The organism is Winogradskyella sp. R77965 (genome assembly GCF_044594915.1).
Lineage (GTDB): Bacteria > Bacteroidota > Bacteroidia > Flavobacteriales > Flavobacteriaceae > Winogradskyella.
This window is the reverse complement of record NZ_CP138990.1, coordinates 412,036-432,653: the sequence shown is the minus strand read 5'-3', so window position 1 is coordinate 432,653 and position 20,618 is coordinate 412,036. Positions and strand designations below refer to the sequence as shown.

14 protein-coding genes are annotated in these 20,618 nt (G+C 35.1%); 7 read left to right on the top strand and 7 right to left on the bottom strand.

The features are described 5' to 3' along the window. Positions 1 to 78 precede the first annotated feature (78 nt). From SJY34_RS02085 to SJY34_RS02055, 7 genes are all read right to left on the bottom strand, one after another. Complete coding sequence (locus SJY34_RS02085) at positions 79 to 8,841, bottom strand: LamG-like jellyroll fold domain-containing protein (RefSeq protein WP_400078446.1); 8,763 nt, start codon at positions 8,839 to 8,841, stop codon at positions 79 to 81. Positions 8,842 to 9,089: 248 nt separating this feature from the next. Further along, positions 9,090 to 10,496: an MATE family efflux transporter gene (locus tag SJY34_RS02080; protein ID WP_400078444.1), complete on the bottom strand. Its 1,407-nt coding sequence runs from the start codon at positions 10,494 to 10,496 to the stop codon at positions 9,090 to 9,092. Positions 10,497 to 10,749: 253 nt separating this feature from the next. Further along, positions 10,750 to 10,938, bottom strand: a complete 189-nt coding sequence (locus tag SJY34_RS02075) for a hypothetical protein (protein WP_299126367.1) — start codon at positions 10,936 to 10,938, stop codon at positions 10,750 to 10,752. Positions 10,939 to 11,009: 71 nt separating this feature from the next. Then, a complete protein-coding gene (ccsA, locus tag SJY34_RS02070; protein ID WP_400078442.1) occupies positions 11,010 to 14,213 on the bottom strand; it encodes a cytochrome c biogenesis protein CcsA in 3,204 nt (1,067 codons plus the stop codon). Between the two features lie 104 nt (positions 14,214 to 14,317). Continuing rightward, positions 14,318 to 14,767, bottom strand: coding sequence for a large conductance mechanosensitive channel protein MscL (gene mscL / locus SJY34_RS02065; RefSeq protein WP_400078440.1), 450 nt, complete (start codon positions 14,765 to 14,767; stop codon positions 14,318 to 14,320). A gap of 36 nt (positions 14,768 to 14,803) precedes the next feature. Continuing rightward, positions 14,804 to 15,433 carry a DUF2306 domain-containing protein gene (locus SJY34_RS02060; protein WP_400078438.1) on the bottom strand — a complete coding sequence of 210 codons (630 nt, stop codon included), beginning with the start codon at positions 15,431 to 15,433 and terminating at the stop codon, positions 14,804 to 14,806. Positions 15,434 to 15,439: 6 nt separating this feature from the next. Continuing rightward, positions 15,440 to 15,832 carry a group III truncated hemoglobin gene (locus tag SJY34_RS02055; protein WP_400078436.1) on the bottom strand — a complete coding sequence of 131 codons (393 nt, stop codon included), beginning with the start codon at positions 15,830 to 15,832 and terminating at the stop codon, positions 15,440 to 15,442. 69 nt (positions 15,833 to 15,901) lie between these two features. On the opposite strand from SJY34_RS02055, the gene SJY34_RS02050 reads away from it, so the two are divergent. From SJY34_RS02050 to SJY34_RS02020, 7 genes are all read left to right on the top strand, one after another. Beyond that, entirely contained in the window at positions 15,902 to 16,663 is a 762-nt protein-coding gene (locus SJY34_RS02050; protein WP_400078434.1) for a Rossmann-like and DUF2520 domain-containing protein, read from the top strand. After that, complete coding sequence (locus tag SJY34_RS02045; protein WP_400078432.1) at positions 16,650 to 17,183, top strand: KdsC family phosphatase; 534 nt, start codon at positions 16,650 to 16,652, stop codon at positions 17,181 to 17,183. The genes SJY34_RS02050 and SJY34_RS02045 overlap by 14 nt, the downstream gene beginning before the upstream one ends. Before the next feature lie 2 nt (positions 17,184 to 17,185). Continuing rightward, positions 17,186 to 17,500: a hypothetical protein gene (locus SJY34_RS02040; protein ID WP_400078430.1), complete on the top strand. Its 315-nt coding sequence runs from the start codon at positions 17,186 to 17,188 to the stop codon at positions 17,498 to 17,500. Positions 17,501 to 17,508: 8 nt separating this feature from the next. Further along, positions 17,509 to 18,435 carry a geranylgeranylglycerol-phosphate geranylgeranyltransferase gene (locus SJY34_RS02035; protein WP_400078428.1) on the top strand — a complete coding sequence of 309 codons (927 nt, stop codon included), beginning with the start codon at positions 17,509 to 17,511 and terminating at the stop codon, positions 18,433 to 18,435. Between the two features lies 1 nt (position 18,436). Then, positions 18,437 to 19,030, top strand: a complete 594-nt coding sequence (locus SJY34_RS02030; protein ID WP_400078426.1) for a Maf-like protein — start codon at positions 18,437 to 18,439, stop codon at positions 19,028 to 19,030. A gap of 77 nt (positions 19,031 to 19,107) precedes the next feature. Beyond that, complete coding sequence (locus SJY34_RS02025) at positions 19,108 to 20,034, top strand: septum formation inhibitor Maf (RefSeq protein ID WP_400078425.1); 927 nt, start codon at positions 19,108 to 19,110, stop codon at positions 20,032 to 20,034. Positions 20,035 to 20,081: 47 nt separating this feature from the next. Continuing rightward, entirely contained in the window at positions 20,082 to 20,615 is a 534-nt protein-coding gene (locus tag SJY34_RS02020) for a mechanosensitive ion channel domain-containing protein (protein WP_400078423.1), read from the top strand. Positions 20,616 to 20,618 lie beyond the last annotated feature (3 nt).

Here is a 20,618-nt window from a genome sequence, read left to right as displayed (position 1 = left end):
ACAAAAAAATCTATAAAAAGCATATTTTTACGACGAAATACATATTTTATTAACATATATGTCGTATTAAGCTACATATTAACGCCTAATTACTACCTTTTTATTATAAAAATGATCTGAAGAATAGCATTTAACTATATAGACACCTTCTGAGATATCGGGTGCTGGTATGGTAATGCTTAATTCATTACTCCTATATGTAAAATCTTCATTATTATATTCCGTTACTTTTTGACCATTCATGTTAAATAGTTCCACAGCTTTAACATTATAGATATTAGAAGAATTAATCAATATCTCTTTACTCTCATTTAAATATGAAATATCAAATCCTTCATCCTCAAAATCATTATAAGACAATGAGCTATTATCTATAAAGGCCATATAGAAGCGATCAATAAATTCTCCTGAACCTAATGTAAGTTCAAAATTAGTGTCATTAATATGCGAATAGGTATTTAAAAGTGCATCAAAAATATAGACATCAATAGCTTCATCAAAGTTTTCAAGAGCATTGAGCGCTATTTGAATTGTTCCACCATTGCTTAAAATAATATCCAAAGGATACACCTTAGTCTCATCAAAAGAACCAACTCCTTGAATTACGAATCGTTCTCCTTCAATATTAAATGACATATCGCTCGGCAAGTTTTCTGTATTAAGTGCATCATAACCATAATCTATACCATCCGTAGCATTTTCGTTATTCATAAACCCAAGTAACAAATGTCTAACAGCGTTTTCTGGAGTAATGAAATCTATTCTGATAAATTGATCATTGTCAACATCACCATCAGTTATAGACTTAGCAGTATTAGAGTTTACACCTCTAAAGAATAAAGAGTTCGACCCGTCCTCTTTCGCAAATATACGTTGGTTATTATCAAAGGTTATAAGGCCTCCTGTAGCATTACTTGTAACGAAAAAGCCTTGCGCTACTGGTACATATGGACCAGGAATTTTTGTAGCTGTACCTAAACCATTAATTTCTGGCGGTGAAACAGCTGCAAGTCCGCCTGTTAAGTTTCTAATAGAATAACCTCCTTCATAATCCTCTAGAATATGAGTGCTATTTGATGGTGCATGCTCCCAGAAGGAGATAGAACCGTCTTTAAGTACAGCAATATTGTCAGTTATAAAAGTACTAGCAATTAATGCCGAAGGATAAGGGTTTCCTACTAATGATTGGTAACCACCTGTAATCGTATTTGTGATTAGCCCGTTATTTGGTAGACCACTAAAGCCGTAGTTCTGATAAGCCCCTCCTGTTCCACTTCCTTTCATAAGATAGCCATAACCTAATTGAACCGCAGTATTTTCATCAATTGGTTCCCAATCAGCATAAGTATTTTCTAAATTATTTCTGTAAAGATATAGCCATCTTCTACTCAATGTTATTGGTGTTGTTGCTGGATTGGCATCATAGCTATTTGTCCATTGTAAAGATTGCGGATTAGATGCTATTGTACCATCAAACATAGAACTTGCAACTGTAAATGTTGTGCTGCTATTGTTTACAGGAGAACTCCAATAATTGTAATTATATAGATTTGTAGTCCCTTGTTGGTCTCGTTTTATTTTTCCATTACTTGTTGCATCCAATACACTACCTAAATCTTGAAGTAATTGCGATTCACCAACTAAATCAATATCGCCATCTAAGTCTAAATAATGAGTTACCCTTAACATTTGCCCATCATTGGTTTCGTCCTGAGCTGTCACTGGGTCCGAAATATTTAATACTTTATTGGGTGTATCAGATATAAGACCGAGCACTGTAATATCTCTATCTCCTGAGTCAATGTCATGTGATGTTTGAACTATGTTCCAATCAATTGATGTTGTACCGTCAACACCTAAACTATTTGGGGCATCCCATACATTAAAGTTAGTCCACGTATTATCAGTGGCCCAATTCTGCCCGTCAACCCTGGAGGTATATGGCAACGGTGCCGTGTTCTGTTGAGAAGAAGACATGTTTCGTAATCGTCCGGTAGTACCTTTATCAGCTGATAAATAACCACAGTTAACATTCATTTTATAATAGCCATCTAAATCTGTCCAGTTTAAACCAGCAACATCTAAAGGTACGCTAACACCTCTTACAGCAGTATTATCTTGAATTTCTTGATTCATCATCTGACGAATTTGGGCAGCTGTTAATGTTGTATTCCAAATACGCAGTTCATCCATCCAACCGTGATATAGATTTATAACATTATTGTTAGATTCAATATCATTATCTAAAGCTCCAACAAGAGCCTCTGCGATTGACGTTGTAGTCTCAGGTGGGTTAGTGGTTCCAGAAACGGTTCCTACATCAATACCGTCAATATATAATAAATAAGCAGTACCATCAAAAGTAACTGCAATGTGATACCATCTAGACGTATCAATTGCAAATTGAGATGCTATGGTTCCATTGCCTAACGTATTGAACCAATTAAATTTAACAATTCCATTTTCAATATTTAATACATAACCTCTTGTATTATCTGATGCGTTCTTTTTAGAAAGAATTGTATGGTTACCTGATACTGAGTTTGGTTTTACCCAATTTTCAATACTAAAGCTGGAATTTACAGCATAATTATCTTTTAGATTAACAAAATCATTCGTACCATCAAAATCAATATCGTTACAGCTATTGATATTAATAACAACATCATCAAAACATCCATTAGCTAATGTCCATCTTAATGTGTAAGTTCCTGGGTCCGCAGTGAATGTGGCTCTTGGGTTAGCATTACTTGAGAACGTAGCTGAAGTACCACAGCCTCCACCACTGGTCCCAATAATAGACCATGAGCCTACTTCACCCGTACCAGGATAATCTGTATCACCAGCAACAATATCTGGAACAGTATACAGTCCTGCTTCCCATGCATTTAAATCAAAGTTTTGAACCGCCGTTATAGTATTATCATAGGCCTTCAAATTAATTGTAGATTGACCGCAATCCGAAGCTATTGGTGCGAAATCCTGTCCTGCATAAGCTAAACTTGTATTAATGGTAACAAACTCTGTTCCATCGTCTGTATTTGCTCTACACCCATTAACTAAGGAAGTTACACCATATTCCTGAATACCAGGTGTAATCGGTGTTACATTTACTGTAGATCCTGTGGCTACAACACCTCCATCTTCATCTGTCCATTCTAATTCTTCATCGATAGCAGTATAAGGAAAACCTACATCATCAATTACCCATGAACTCACAACAGTCTCATTGGTATTTCCAACAGTACACCCATAACCAGGATCTACAGGAAAATTATCAGTACAAGAACTTACACCTAATGCATCAAATGTAAATTGAATACGTAGATTTGCCATACCTAAATATGCTGAAAGGTCAATTGAGGCAAATTGTAAAGGTTCAGAAGTTACCCTTCTTCCATTAGGTCCATTACCACAGTTGTTACCATTCCATGCAAATCCAGAATCATTTGGTCCTATATAATTATCATTTTGAACAGTAGTTAGTACAATTGTATAAGTAGCTCCTCCATCTAGAGACAATTCAATTTTACCTTCAGCACCTGTACAGAAATAATAGGCTTGGTAAAATTCAAGAACGGCTTCAGAAGCTGTCATTCCAATGGTATTAAAAATTGGAGTCTCCAAGGTTGTTAATCGTGGTCCATTTGCAATTGCAAATTTAGTATTATCACTAGTATCATAACGAAGGTTACCAAAAACAGTAGGTCCATTGGTCTCTTTCCAGCGATTGGTGTTGGTATTATTTCCACTGGCATTTAAATCATCTTCAATCCCATCGACTGCCCATCCTTCAGGATTGGCTTCATTGAAATCTCCACCGCCTCCAAATTGTCCACCATATTCAAAGAAACTCTCCGCAACGATAGTCACCGCATCATTTAAACAAATATCTGTATTAGATATACTAGTTATAATTGGTGGCTCGTCTGGTGGTAAAAAACGAACAATTGCTAAAGGCGAATATTCCAGACAATTGCCTGACTGAATTTCAACTCTAACTAAAGTTGTTGTCAATAAATCCGGTAATGTATATTGTGTTAATCCAGCTGTTCCTGCCACATCTGTCCATGTTGCTCCATTATCATTTGAAATTTGCCATGTAGATATATTCGCAGCATTAACTGTGCTCGAAGCATCTAAATTTAGAGTTAATTGTACGTCTTTTGGTACTGCTATACCTCCAGGACATGCGGTCACTTCAATGAGGTCATCGGCTGGCACTACGGTATCTGGAATTGGATCTACAACTAAGCCTGTTAATGTTCCACTCGTAATGATTGGTGCATTTACAGTTATTGTTGCCGAGCAAATACTTGAATTTCCATTATTGTCTAAAATGGTTAACTGTACAGTGTTTACACCTATTTCATTACATCCAAAAGTGGTTTGTGCCAGAGTTATACTTTGTAGACCACAACTATCAGAACCAGTATATAATGCATCCACCTGAGCTTGAGAGATTACTGCTTGTCCTGAAACAGGATCTATAGTAATTTCCAAACTTCCACACTCAGCAACATTTGTTGTTGGAGGTGTGACATCTTCAACTATTACTGTTGATGTGCACGTTGCCATATTACCATTAACATCGGTAACTGTTAAAGTTACTGTATTAGTTCCGACATCAGCACAAGTAAATGTCATTGGACTTACTGAAATGGATTGAATACCGCAATTATCGCTTGATCCGTTATCAATGTCTATCGGACTTATATTGATAGTTCCGTTTGGATCTAATTCGACTGTAATAACTTGACAAACTGCTGTAGGAGGTGTTGAATCTGTAACATTAATTATTTGGTCACAAGAAGATGAATTAGAATTTTCGTCCGTAGCCGTCCAAGTTCTAGTGATTACTGAGTTGTTTCCAGTACCAGAAGCGACAGCATCGGAATAAGTGATGGTTATATCTGCAACAGCAGCACAATTGTCAATAGCAGTAGCTGTTCCAGTATTAGCAGGAAGAATGCTTGCATCACATTCAATAGTTAAATTAGCAGGACAAGTAATTACAGGTGCTGTGTTTTCATTAATCGTTATTATTTGAGTTCTAGTAGTAGCATTGTTACCACAAGCATCCGTAATATTCCATGTTCTTGTAATCGTTCCGTTATAGGTGTTACCAACCAAAGCAGCATCTACACCTGTAACATTTCCACCAGCATCACAGTTATCTGTCCAAGACAAATCAATCATTGCTGGCACATCAGAGATACAATCTACAGTGATATTTGCAGGTGCAGCCGCAATGACAGGATCAATAGTATCATCAATGGTAATTATTTGTGTTTGAGTAGAAGCATTATTACCGTTTGCATCAGCAATGTTCCAGGTTCTAGTAATGGTTCCACCACAAGCACCACCAGCTAAAGCGGAATCCGAACCTGTTACGTTTCCACCAGCATCACAGTTATCTGTCCAAGCCAGGTCAATCATTGCAGGTACATCAGTAATACATTCTACAGTGATATTGGCAGGAGCAGCAGCAATCACAGGATTAATAGCATCATTGATTGTAATTATTTGAGTTTGGGTAATGGCATTGTTACCACAAGCATCCGTAATATTCCATGTTCTTGTAATCGTTCCGTTATAGGTGTTACCAACCAAAGCAGCATCTACACCTGTAACATTTCCACCAGCATCACAGTTATCTGTCCAAGACAAATCAATCATTGCTGGCACATCAGAGATACAATCTACAGTGATATTTGCAGGTGCAGCCGCAATGACAGGATCAATAGTATCATCAATGGTAATTATTTGTGTTTGAGTAGCAGCATTATTACCGTTTGCATCAGCAATGTTCCAGGTTCTAGTAATGGTTCCACCACAAGCACCACCAGCTAAAGCGGAATCCGAACCTGTTACGTTTCCACCAGCATCACAGTTATCTGTCCAAGCCAGGTCAATCATTGCAGGTACATCAGTAATACATTCTACAGTGATATTGGCAGGAGCAGCAGCAATGACAGGATCAACAGTATCATTGATCGTAATTATTTGAGTTTGGGTAATGGCATTGTTACCACAAGCATCCGTAATATTCCATGTTCTTGTAATCGTTCCGTTATAGGTGTTACCAACCAAAGCAGCATCTACACCTGTAACATTTCCACCAGCATCACAGTTATCTGTCCAAGACAAATCAATCATTGCTGGCACATCAGAGATACAATCTACAGTGATATTTGCAGGTGCAGCCGCAATGACAGGATCAATAGTATCATCAATGGTAATTATTTGTGTTTGAGTAGCAGCATTATTACCGTTTGCATCAGCAATGTTCCAGGTTCTAGTAATGGTTCCACCACAAGCACCACCAGCTAAAGCGGAATCCGAACCTGTTACGTTTCCACCAGCATCACAGTTATCTGTCCAAGCCAGGTCAATCATTGCAGGTACATCAGTAATACATTCTACAGTGATATTGGCAGGAGCAGCAGCAATGACAGGATCAACAGTATCATTGATCGTAATTATTTGAGTTTGTGTAATGGCATTGTTACCACAAGCATCGGCAATATCCCAAGTTCTTGTAATGGTTCCGTTATAGGTATTACCGACCAGAGCGGAATCCGAACCCGTTACGTTTCCACCAGCATCACAGTTGTCTGTCCAAGCCAGATCAATCATAGCAGGCACATCAGAGATACAATCTACAGTGATATTTGCAGGAGAAGCAGCAATGACAGGATCAATAGTGTCATCAATAGTAATTATTTGTGTTTGGGTAGCAGCATTGTTACCGTTTGCATCGGCAATGTTCCAAGTTCTAGTAATGGTTCCACCACAAGCACCACCAGCTAAAGCGGAATCCGAACCTGTTACGTTTCCACCAGCATCACAGTTATCTGTCCAAGCCAGGTCAATCATTGCAGGTACATCAGTAATACATTCTACAGTGATATTGGCAGGAGCAGCAGCAATGACAGGATCAACAGTATCATTGATTGTAATTATTTGAGTTTGGGTAATGGCATTGTTACCACAAGCATCCGTAATATTCCATGTTCTTGTAATCGTTCCGTTATAGGTGTTACCAACCAAAGCAGCATCTACACCTGTAACATTTCCACCAGCATCACAGTTATCTGTCCAAGACAAATCAATCATTGCTGGCACATCAGAGATACAATCTACAGTGATATTTGCAGGTGCAGCCGCAATGACAGGATCAATAGTATCATCAATGGTAATTATTTGTGTTTGAGTAGCAGCATTATTACCGTTTGCATCAGCAATGTTCCAGGTTCTAGTAATGGTTCCACCACAAGCACCACCAGCTAAAGCGGAATCCGAACCTGTTACGTTTCCACCAGCATCACAGTTATCTGTCCAAGCCAGGTCAATCATTGCAGGTACATCAGTAATACATTCTACAGTGATATTGGCAGGAGCAGCAGCAATCACAGGATTAATAGCATCATTGATTGTAATTATTTGAGTTTGGGTAATGGCATTGTTACCACAAGCATCCGTAATATTCCATGTTCTTGTAATCGTTCCGTTATAGGTGTTACCAACCAAAGCAGCATCTACACCTGTAACATTTCCACCAGCATCACAGTTATCTGTCCAAGACAAATCAATCATTGCTGGCACATCAGAGATACAATCTACAGTGATATTTGCAGGTGCAGCCGCAATGACAGGATCAATAGTATCATCAATGGTAATTATTTGTGTTTGAGTAGCAGCATTATTACCGTTTGCATCAGCAATGTTCCAGGTTCTAGTAATGGTTCCACCACAAGCACCACCAGCTAAAGCGGAATCCGAACCTGTTACGTTTCCACCAGCATCACAGTTATCTGTCCAAGCCAGGTCAATCATTGCAGGTACATCAGTAATACATTCTACAGTGATATTGGCAGGAGCAGCAGCAATGACAGGATCAACAGTATCATTGATCGTAATTATTTGAGTTTGTGTAATGGCATTGTTACCACAAGCATCGGCAATATCCCAAGTTCTTGTAATGGTTCCGTTATAGGTATTACCGACCAGAGCGGAATCCGAACCCGTTACGTTTCCACCAGCATCACAGTTGTCTGTCCAAGCCAGATCAATCATAGCAGGCACATCAGAGATACAATCTACAGTGATATTTGCAGGAGAAGCAGCAATGACAGGATCAATAGTGTCATCAATAGTAATTATTTGTGTTTGGGTAGCAGCATTGTTACCGTTTGCATCGGCAATGTTCCAAGTTCTAGTAATGGTTCCACCACAAGCACCACCAGTTAAAGCGGAATCCGAACCTGTTACGTTTCCACCAGCATCACAGTTATCTGTCCAAGCCAGGTCAATCATTGCAGGTACATCAGTAATACATTCTACAGTGATATTGGCAGGTGCAGCAGCAATGACAGGATTTTCATTATCAGTAACCGTTACATCAAAAGAACAAGTCAATCCTGTGGCTACATTGCCAGCGTCACGTTCTTCATAAGTTACAGTTGTAGTTCCAACAGGAAAAGTGTCACCATCACCGAGAGCTGACGTTAATACCATACTCCCTCCAAAAATATCAGTAGATGGTGGTGGTGCAAATATCACAATAGCATTACAAACACCTAAATCGACGTTAACAGAAATATTACTAGGGCAAGTTACGGCAAAGAATTCAAAACCACTTGTTTCAGTATTTTCAGCATCTTTTTCTAAAGGTGTATTTTCTTTTATTGTATTAGAAGGAGAAAATAAATCATATGAATTATTTTCTGAACCACTATTTAAATTCACATAGCTCTCAAAAATCTCAAATTGGGCTGAAGTTTTGTGGATACCAAATAATACGACGAATACTATTAAATAAGTGTAAAGTTTTTTCATAATTATAGCAATTAAACCTGACCTTTAAGCATATAAAATGCGTCTGACAAAACATAGGTTCATCAAAAATCAGGTATTTAAGATATTTTGCTATTAATCAATATTACTTTAAGGGTTATCTAATTTACATATACTTAGAGCAATTTAAATATATCATCGGCGAACGGCAGATAAACTCTTTAAGCGTTGATTTTCAGAATTTAACTAAAAAATACGGTCGAAATCATATCTGTGAGAATGGCAATAAATTACACCTTTGTAGACTTCCAATGCCCCTTTTTAAACCATATAACTCCGATGACCGTAATTAAGACCTCAGCGAGTGTTATGGCAAGGAATACTCCTAAAGGTCCAAAGTTAAAAGTTAATGCCAATACGTATGCAAATGGCAACTGAAATAACCAAAAGCAAATAAAATTAATATATGTAGGTGTTTTAGTATCACCTGCACCATTAAAGGCATTAATAATCACCATTCCATAACCATAGAAAATATAACCTGCAGCTATAATTCTTAGGCATAGCGCTCCATTTTTTATGACTTCAGGTTCAGATGTAAACCATGAGATAATTTGTGTCGCAAAAATCAAATATAATATAGATACAACTCCCATAAAAACGGCACTAAATTTTCCCGTCTTCCAAACAGAATCTTCAGCGCGTTGAGGTTTTTGCGCTCCCAAATTTTGTCCGACTAATGTAGCAGCTGCATTGCTCATTCCCCAAGCTGGCATTAGGGTAAACATAATAACACGAATAGCAATGGTATATCCTGCTAAGACTTCGCTTCCAAATTCACTCATAATTCGCATTAAAAATACCCAAGATGATGTACCGATTAAAAATTGACCAATACCACCGAGAGAAACTTTAATCAAATTGATCATTACTGCAACTCGGAGTACCAAATCCTTGAAGGCAATTTTAATTTTGCTCCAACCATAAAATAGGATTGCTAATTGGAAAACTACTGCTGTACCTCTACCTATTGTAGTAGCAATTGCTGCTCCTTTAACACCATAAGCAGGAATTGGACCAAATCCAAAAATAAACATTGGATCTAAAATAATGTTTAGACCATTAGACAATACCAAAGCCCACATAGCAATGGAGGCATCACCCGCTCCTCTATAAATAGCATTGATTAAGAACAATAGCATTATGGTAACATTTCCTCCAAGTAAAACTTGAGTATAGCCATAGCCTTCAGCAATTAAATCAGATTCACCTCCCATTAATTGCAATATCTCTTTGGGATATAAAATACCGATGACACTTATTATAGCAGCTACCAATATACCAAGCCCAATGACCTGAACAGCTGCTTGTGAAGCTCCTTTCCTATCTTTTTCACCAATGCGTCTTGCGACTATTGCTGTTGCTGCCATACTTAAACCAATGGCTACAGCATAAACTAATGTTATTACAGATTCTGTAAGACCAATCGTAGCAACCGCATTTACACTGACTTTAGATACATAGAAAATATCTACAATTGCAAAGATAGATTCCATGAGCATTTCTAAAATCATTGGAATAGAGAGCATAAAAACGGCTCTCCGAATACTACCAGAAGTTAAATCTTGCTCCTTACCTGAAACTGCGATTTTAAAATACTTGAAAAATTGTTTTATTGAAATTTTATTGGATTGCATTATTTGAAAATTTAATATAGAAATCAGTCAAAAAACATATTATTTGACTATTGACATCGCAAGAAGAGGCGATAATTTTTCCGAATATTATTACTTATGCAATCATAATAATACAAATATGCGAATTATTTTTTAAATCAATAAAATTCTATTGTACTAGTCGTTTTTTCCGACTCTATTATAGGCTCGAATCATCAATATAGCCCATAGTGCTACTAGACCAATGACTATGATAGAAAACCAAAGGACGATATCATTTGCTACCATGATCTACAAGTTTTAAGTAAATCATAACACCAAGTAATGTTGGAGCCCATAGGCCTACAAATATACCATGCTCTTGATTTCCGGTTAGAAATAAGTATTCTGCGACAATAATTATTGCTGCGCATAATATTAACATTAATAAATTTGCAGTTCCTAATTTTTTGAAGTAATTCATTTTTGAGGATTGGTTTAAAGCCTCAAGTTAATAAAAATACTAATTGGGATTATTCTAAATTAGAAGAAAACTTATTTTTTGTAATATTTCGCATGCTTTCGATAGGCAAAAAATCCTAAAAGACCAACAACAACTAATGTAATAGCTATAAACTGAAAACTCAATATCTGGTCACCACTTGCATAAGAATGTAAGCCAGCTAAGTAAAAATTAACACCAAAATAGGTCATTAAAATACTAGAAAAAGCGATAATAGAAAGAAAATTAAATAACCATCGCCCTCGTAATCCAGGTATTAATCGCATATGAATAACAAAGGCATAAATCATGATACTAATCAATGCCCAAGTTTCTTTTGGATCCCAACCCCAATATCTTCCCCAACTTTCATTTGCCCACATACCACCAAGAAAATTCCCTATAGTTAACATCACCAAACCTACAGTTAAAGCCATTTCGTTTATAATCGTTATCTCTTTTAAGTTAATGAGCATACGCTCTTTATTCTCTTTAGTTGTAAGTATCATAAGCAATAAAGCTACAACACCCAAAATCATACCTAAAGCAAAAGGTCCATAACTGGCTACAATTACTGAAACATGAATTTTTAACCAATAGCCTTGCAAAACGGGTTCTAAGTTACCAATTGCAGGGTCTAACCAATTCCAATGTGCCACCATTAACACAATAGAACAGACAAATGCCGATGCTGCAACAGTTAAACTACTTTTTCTGCCAAATAATAACCCAAAAAGCATTACAGACCAAGCGACATAAATCATAGATTCATAAGTATCACTCCAAGGTGCATGACCAGACAAATACCAACGTAATCCTAATCCTGCTGTATGAAGAACGAATAGTAATATAACAACACCTAAAAGAACGTTAATCGCTATTTTAAGAAATCTACTCTTGTACCTAATAATCTGAGTTATTAAAAATCCAAACAACAAAATACTAGTAAACAAGTACCAAAGAAATAACCGATTAAAAATGTCATAGTTGTTGTAAAGTATTTCCGCCTTTATTTTTTCATCAGATAACATTACTTCACCACCAAACTTCTGCTGAGTCTTTTTTATACCTGATAATAAGTTTTCAGCTTTAGAATAATCTCCTGTTTCTTTTGCGTTATTTAGGGTTACCAAATAAGCAGTAAAACCATTATTGATAAAATTACCATATAATGTATCTTTTATTTTTTCTCTATAACCTTCTTCCCTAAATTCTTTTGACGAAATCCATTCATAATTTTCATCGTTAGGGACAGGGAAAATTCTAATATTTCGTCCTTCAATAGCATCTGATAAAAGACTTAAACGATTGTAAGTCTCTTTTACTTCTTTTTGAAATCCGCTCGGTACTTGCGCCTTAAAGGATTCTTCAATGTAAGGACCTAATTTGTTTCGTCCATCTGCGGTAAAAAAATCGAGTAGACTGACATACTTCACAGTCTTATCAACGCCAATTATTGACCTTATAGAATCTGCTTTTCTATATGTTAAATAAATAATTGGTACGTTGTACCAGAGCATTGGACTTTCTTGAATGGATAAAAATATTTGATCAGCATTAAAATCTTCGTAAACATCATCCTTACTAACTTTTCTCAACATTTCAGAAGCATAAGTATGCATTGGCATCATACGACCTCTATAGTCTTGAATTACCATTTCTGAAAACTTGGCAGCATGCTCCTTTGGTGTAATATGAACTTTCAGTATAGAATCTATCTGTTCCTTTGATGGTCTCACTCGCTCACGAGCATGATCATGTCCATCGTTTTCAGAATGCACCTGAGCAAATCCAGAAAAACTAATGAGAAGTAAAATCATGGTCATTAGTTTAGCCTTCTTCTCTTTTAGTTTATCTAATCGGCTACGTATATCATCAAAACGTGTGTTTTTAGAAAATAGAATAGCCATTAACCCAAAATACAATAATATATAACCAGCATAAGTGATGTAAGTTCCCCAAAAATCATGATTTACAGACAAAATGGTTCGAGTCTCATTAGAGTCAAATCCTGACTGAAAGAAGCGATAACCTTTATGGTCTAAAACATTATTCATATAAATACGATAATCAAAATCACCTTCGTCTTTGTCATAGACAGTTACTTTACTTTCATAGGAAGAATAGGCTGTTTCTGTACCTGGATATTTCTCGGCGATAAAATCATTCACCTTAATTGAAAATGGTAGTTTTAATATTTTTGGTCCATATTGTAATGCCATTTCAAGTCCTCCAACTTTAAATTCTTCAAAAGAACCATAATTGCCTGGACCACCTAAAAGACCGACTTTTTTAGTATCACCATTTGCTGTGACGCTCAATATAACACCATCTTCATCACCCTTTAGAAGTTGCGACTTTTTTACAATTCCGAAATCACCTTTTACAATAGGTTTGGGAAGCACAAATTGCATATTCCCAATAATATATCTAGACCTTAATACTAGAGGTTGTAAACTATCCTTAACCAACTTACCAGTTGCTCGTGTTGCCATTGTCATGTATTCACCTTCATAAGGTGACTGAATAAAAATGCCTTGCTCAGTTTCGGAAATATTTATAGCACCTTCTTGAAACTTATTTAATGAAAACAAAACATTATGGAGACTTGCCGTTTTTCCATCTTCTAAAAAATGGTTGTGTGGTGCACCTTCTCCTGCCTCTACAATTTTCAAATAGCGTTTACCTGTTTCATTAGGAATTACATCCTTTTCTGCTCCTTTAATAAATTCTTCAAGCTTAATATTTACTTGTGTATCGCCATAATCGAAGGTTTTATCGAAGTCGTTATCTAATCTTGGTGAAAAATCGACTTCTTCTTCTATATTACGTTGTTGTAATTGGCCATTGATTTGGTAATTACCTATAATTCGGCCTCCTATATAAGTTTTTTGCGAAAAGAATTGGCTCTCGGTTTGTCCCTCTACAATTGGCATCAATCCTTCATAACCGATATAGCGCGTTATACCAGCACCAACAATTATTAATATCCATGATAAATGAAGAATAAGTGTTGCCCACTTTTCTTTTCGCCACAAACGGTATCTTCCAATATTCCCAATAAAATTGATCACAAAAATCACCATAATCGTTTCAAACCACCACGCATTATATATTAAGGTTCTCGTATATGGCGTTGGTGAGGTATCCATGTTTCTGTCTAGTAGAGTTCCTGTTGCCATGGCAGCGGCAAAAACAATAAATAATACGGCAGTAAGTCTGGTGGAAAATAGGAAATTAGCGATTTTCTTTTGCATAGCTATAGGCTTATTTTAAGCTCGTGCAAAGATAAGGCTTTTTGGTTATTTAGAAATCCTTTTTTTAGTTTCAAAAGTTGTTAAAATTATATCAAATTATTGTATTAACTAGAAGTGTTCGCTTTAAGCAATTTGTTTTGCTCTTCCATTAAATCTTTTAAATCAGATAATAACTCTATATCCTTTGGTGTTACAACGGTTTTATCTTTTGAATCTTGCGCTTTGTTTCTCAATCTGTTCATAGCTTTTACAACAATAAAAACCGTAAATCCTATAATGATAAAGTCTAAAAACACTTCGAATAATTTACCATAAGCAATAGCAACTTCAGTGGCAGTAACCGTTCCAGAAGCATCTGTTATAGCATCTCTTAAGACTAACTTTTTATTTTCAAAATTAACTCCATCAGATAATAAAGATAATGGTGGTAAAATGACTTGCTTAGCCAATACATCGATAACTTTATTAAAGGCTGCTCCAATGATGATACCAATTGCCATATCCATCACATTTCCTTTTACAGCGAACTCTTTAAATTCTTTTAATAATTTCATGTGTCTTTATAATTTAAATTTTATAAAGACACAAAGTTAAACAGATAGACTTTTCCTTTTGTAGTTATTAACTATAAAAAATGCTACAATTATATTTGGCACCCAACATAACCAAGCTACAATTCTGTATGCTGGTATAAAAGCACCAAATATCTCTCCAAGAATAGGCAACCAAATTCTTAAGGTTACTGCTGCAAAACAAGCCGCGTAACTGTAAATCATGATATACTGATGTTTAACAATTTGTCCCTTTCTTGCAAATCTAAAGCCTTGAATTGTAGTGTAAAGCCATATCAAAGCTAAAGACATAAACCCTAATTGACTGACTAACCCACCAGTTGCATAAAACGCAATGTAAAATCCACAAATACCACTTATCAAAGCCGAAATGACATAAACCTTACCAATACGCTTATGAAGTTTTATATTTTTTAATCTTAATTTTTTATTGAATTGTAACCAGCCAATAAACAAAGCCAATCCACCTAAAACTATATGGCCATAGAAACTGATATTCCAGAATGTATCAGATAATATCTCAGTCGTTTTTGATCCTAATAAACCAAAACGCCTGTCTATTACAAAATAGATTATTGGATATAATCCAACAGCAATACATAATAATCCGAAAAAGTAAAACCCTATTTTTCTAAAAAAAGAATTCATAGTAAATTAATTATTAGACCTAGCTTCAAAAATTTTTAAATACAAAAACGTTCCCATTTTACGAGCTCTGCGCTTGGCGTTTTCTGCATAGTCGCCTTTGAACAATTCATCAATAGTTTGAAACCATAAGTTTAACCATAAGCCAAAATGTAATTCTGCTATACTATTATTATGATCCGCATCTACTTTTACATGCGCTTCTAAAGGATTGCCATGATATTTGGTTTTCAAAAACAGACTAGATTCCCAAAATGTGGTTAGATGTTGAAGATGCGCCTCCCAATCTTTTATGGTTTCATTAAAAAATGGACCAAGCACTTTATCTTTTCTTACTTTTTCGTAGAATTTAGAGACCAAAAGATAGACGTCTTCCCTATTGCTTATGTCTTTTTTATTCATATACCCAAAGTTATTGCTTTAATGCAAAAGTTCTTATTCTAAAATAAGAAATCTTAGTATTTTTACAACATGATATCTGTAATCCTTCTTGGAGCTGGTAACGTTGCCACACATTTGTATAAAGCATTTTCTAAATCGGAAACTATTGCTGTGAAACAATGGTATAACCGTACACGAGCTTCCATTTCATCTTATGCAAATGAAGTTGATATTACAGACGCATTAGTAGAATTAAAAAAAGCTGACATTTATATTATGGCTGTTAGCGATGATAGTATTGAAAAATTATCTCAAGATTTGCCATTTACAAATCGTTTGGTAGCGCATACTTCAGGAAGTGTGTCTATGCACGATTTAGATAAAAAAAATCAGATTGCTGTGTTTTATCCTCTGCAGACATTTTCTAAAGATGCTGCTATTAATTTCAACGAAGTTCCTATTTGCGTTGAGGTTTATGAAAAACAGAACCTTCAACTTTTAAAAGATTTAGCTGAAGCTCTTGGTTGTAAGTCTCACAAAATAACAACTGAACAAAGACGTGTATTGCACCTAGCTGCTGTTTTTGTAAATAACTTTACCAACCAATTATATAGAGTAGGTCATGAGATTTGTGAAACTAAAAATATCGATTTTAATATCTTAAAGCCATTAATTGCAGAAACAGCAAAAAAGGTTCAAACTATAACTCCTTACATGGCGCAAACTGGACCTGCAAAACGAGGAGATAAAAAAACAATCAAAAAACAATTAAAGTTGATTGAAAACGAAGAACACGAAGTAATTTATAAATTGCTAACATCTTCTATAAAAAAGACACATGGACAACGATAAAAGTTATAAAGAATATTTAGCCAATATCACCACCTTTATTTTTGATGTAGATGGTGTACTAACAGATGGTACAATCACTGTAACCACCGATGGTGAAATGCTAAGAACCATGAACATTAAAGATGGGTTTGCGTTAAAAACTGCCGTAGATGCTGGGTTTAATGTTTGTATTATTTCTGGTGGTTCTAATGAAGGTGTTCGCAAGCGTTTAGCTGGTCTTGGAATCAAAGACATTTTTTTAGGAGCTCATAACAAAATTGAACAGCTCAATGAATATACTAGCAAACACAAAATTGGGATGTCGCAAGTATTGTATATGGGCGATGATATTCCCGATTTTCCTGTGATGAAATTAGCTGGTTTACCATGTTGTCCACAAGATGCTGTTGCTGAAATAAAAGCAATTTCAAAGTATGTTTCCCATAAAAAAGGTGGAAAAGGTGCAGTTAGAGACGTTATTGAGCAAGTTCTAAAAGTGCAAAGTAAATGGAATGGTAATTTTAATGCCAAATACGATTAATTATGGCTCGAAAAGGCAGAAGACATAGTACAGGTTTTGGTTATATAGGATTTGGCAATAGTCAAGCAACTTTTAATCAAAACTCATCAACACCTTTTTCTAGATACAAAGAAAAGCTAGACCTTGAAGCACACTTGCACTACAAAATGCATTTTTTGCATAAAGATTTAACCAAAGAAGAAAAACAAAAAATAAAAGACAAAATAAGAAAACAAGAACGTCAGCTTTTCAGAAAAACGGCAATTATTAGTATTATTGTCTTTACTATTGTTGCCCTCATTGTTTACTACTTAATTAATCAAATCCTATCTCACTAATCCTTAAAATGATTCACTTTTTTAATTTAATCCGTTGGAAAAATTTACTAATGATTGCATTGATGCAATATTTAGTAAGATATGCACTTTTAGTACCTTTTCAAGAAAGTCATGGTGTACAAACCACTTTAAGTGACTTTAATTTTTTTCTTTTGGTTATCGCCACACTTTGCATTGCGGCTGGTGGCTATGCTATAAACGATGTTTATGATATTGAAACAGATAAAATCAATAAACCAAATAAGCGAATTGTAAACAAGCATATCACCGAAAAGAACGCGACCACACTATTTATGGTACTTAATATTATTGGTGTTGGTCTGGGTTTTTACTTATCATATCAAATTGGAAGACCTGGCTTTTTCGCCATCTTTTTTATCGCTTCAGCACTACTCTACATTTATTCCTCTTCTCTAAAACAAATGGCAGTTGTTGGTAATGTTATAGTTTCAGTTGTCGTTGCATTGAGTGTTTTGCTTGTTGGTATTTTTGAATTGATACCTGCAATGGATTTAAACAACAAAGCTGTACAGACTACATTTTTGAATATAATTAGAGATTATGCCATTTTTGCATTTATGATTAATCTCATTAGAGAAATGGTAAAAGATATTGAAGACATTGATGGAGACCATAAAGCAGAAATACAAACACTACCAATTCTATTAGGTAGGGAACGCGCAAATAAAATAGTATTTGTGCTATCGTTAATTCCCATTTTTTCGATTATTTATTATGTCATTACCTATTTATTTAAACAGCAATTGGTTGTTGGGTATTTTTTGGTTTTGGTAATCGCACCATTAATCTACATTAGTATTAAACTATTTACTGCAGAGGAAAAATCTCAGTATAAACATATTAGTTTAATTCTGAAACTTGTAATGCTCACTGGTACATTATCTTTATTGCTTTATAATTTCATTTTGAAGTAATATGCTAAACGATAAACTCAGAGATTTTAATATCATATTAGCTTCTGCTTCACCAAGACGTCATACGTTTTTAAAAATAATGGATCTCGATTTTGAGATTCGACTTCAACCCATCGAAGAAATATACCCAGAGCATTTAACAGGAAGTGAGATTACAGATTTTCTGGCGAAACTAAAAGCTGAACCTTTTATGGATTCCCTTCAGAATAACGACATTCTTATAACTAGCGATACTATTGTTTGGCATAATGAAAAAGCCATTGGCAAACCAAAAAATGAAGAGGATGCTTTCCAGATGATTAAGAGCTTAAGCAATACTTCACACCAAGTGTTAACTTCGATATGTTTTACTCATAAGGTTGAACAAAAAATTGTGAATACAACTACTAAAGTGACCTTTAAAGCATTGAGTGATGATGAAATTTGGTATTACGTTAACAACTATAAACCACTGGATAAAGCTGGTGCATATGGTATCCAAGAATGGATAGGTGCTATTGGTATTACAAATATTGAAGGTTCCTATAACAATGTTGTTGGCCTACCCACTCACCTACTTTACGAAACGTTAAATACCATTGCAGAAGGCGCTTAGAGTCGTAACTTTGCTTTATTCTGAGCTTGCCTGTACTGAACTTAATTCAGTATTTCAGCATCTTAAAAATTTAAGTTATGAAATCAATACAATTTTTATCATCAGTAATGCTAGTTTTAGCTTTAAACTCTTGCAAAGAAAACAAAACTGAAGTATCAGAAACTCTAGCTATATCAGAACCAGAAACTGAAGTTCTAGAACCAAAAACCACTTTATCAAAAGAATTTAATGACTATTGGTACAATGGCGAAGCCGAAATCACATCGTATAAACTAGAACAAGCACGTTATGGAGAAATGCGAGATGGAAAAGCAGTTTTAGTTTTTGTGACTGAAGATTTTTTGCCAGAAATTCAGGTAAAAGCAGATAATTACAGTAAAAAGAATACACCTGTTTTAAAACTAAACGCTACTAAGAATTTTAATACTGGTATCTATCCATATTCTATAATGCAAAGCACATTCTATCCTGTATCTAATAATCAACACGCGTTGAAAATTTCAGCTTCAGTACAAGAATGGTGTGGACATGTTTACACACAACTCAACAATCGTAATGAATTTGAAATCATGTCACATTCCTATTTTCAGAGTGAAGCAGATGAATCTTTTAAGCTCGAAAAAAACTGGACTGAAAACGAACTTTGGGTAAAATTACGTGTAGACCCAAAAAGCCTTCCTGTTGGATCACTCAAAATTATTCCATCATTCGAATTCCTTAGACTTAGACACCAACCTACAAAAGCGTATAATGCTTCTGTATCTAATGAGAATAGTATATACACTATATTTTATCCTGAGCTAAACCGAACGTTAAAAATTAATTTTAATCCTAATTTTCCTTATGATATTTTAGGTTGGGAGGAAACTACACCTAGTGGTTATGGCGCTTCGGCAAAAACGCTTACCACTAAAGCAACAAAATTAGAGTCTATTAAATCTGCATATTGGAGTAAAAATAATAACGCAGACGAAGGTCTTAGAGAAACTTTAAAATTAGAATAGACTTAAAAGAATCTAAACTATATTTGTTAAGTATTAAATAACTTAACATGAGTGAGTTTTATTCTACCTATAAAGATGAAATCATCTATACTACAATAGTAATTGTTGTTCTGTTAATAATTAGAGCAATAATTGTAATCACTGTAAACAAAATTGGAAAAAAAAGTGGAACAACTGAGGCTAGAGCTGTTCTAATTGGACGCTATGTTACCGTAACACTTATATTTATTGCATTGTTAATTGAAGCTTTTATTTTAGGAGCTGGTTTAGACGAATTATCACTTGTATTTTCATCAGTTTTTGCGGTTATAGGTATTGCTTTATTTGCGATTTGGTCTATTCTCAGTAATGTTACTTCTGGTGTTATTATGTTCTTCTCATTTCCTTATAAAGTGGGAGATAAAATCAAAATTCACGATAAAGATTATCCTATTGAAGCCATAATTGAAGATATTAGAGCCTTTCAACTGCATCTACGATTAGATACTGGTGATTTAGTGACTTATCCTAATAATCTCATTTTACAAAAAGCCGTAACTTTAATGGAAAAAGATGCTTTAGACGATAGCAGTATTCTATAAATT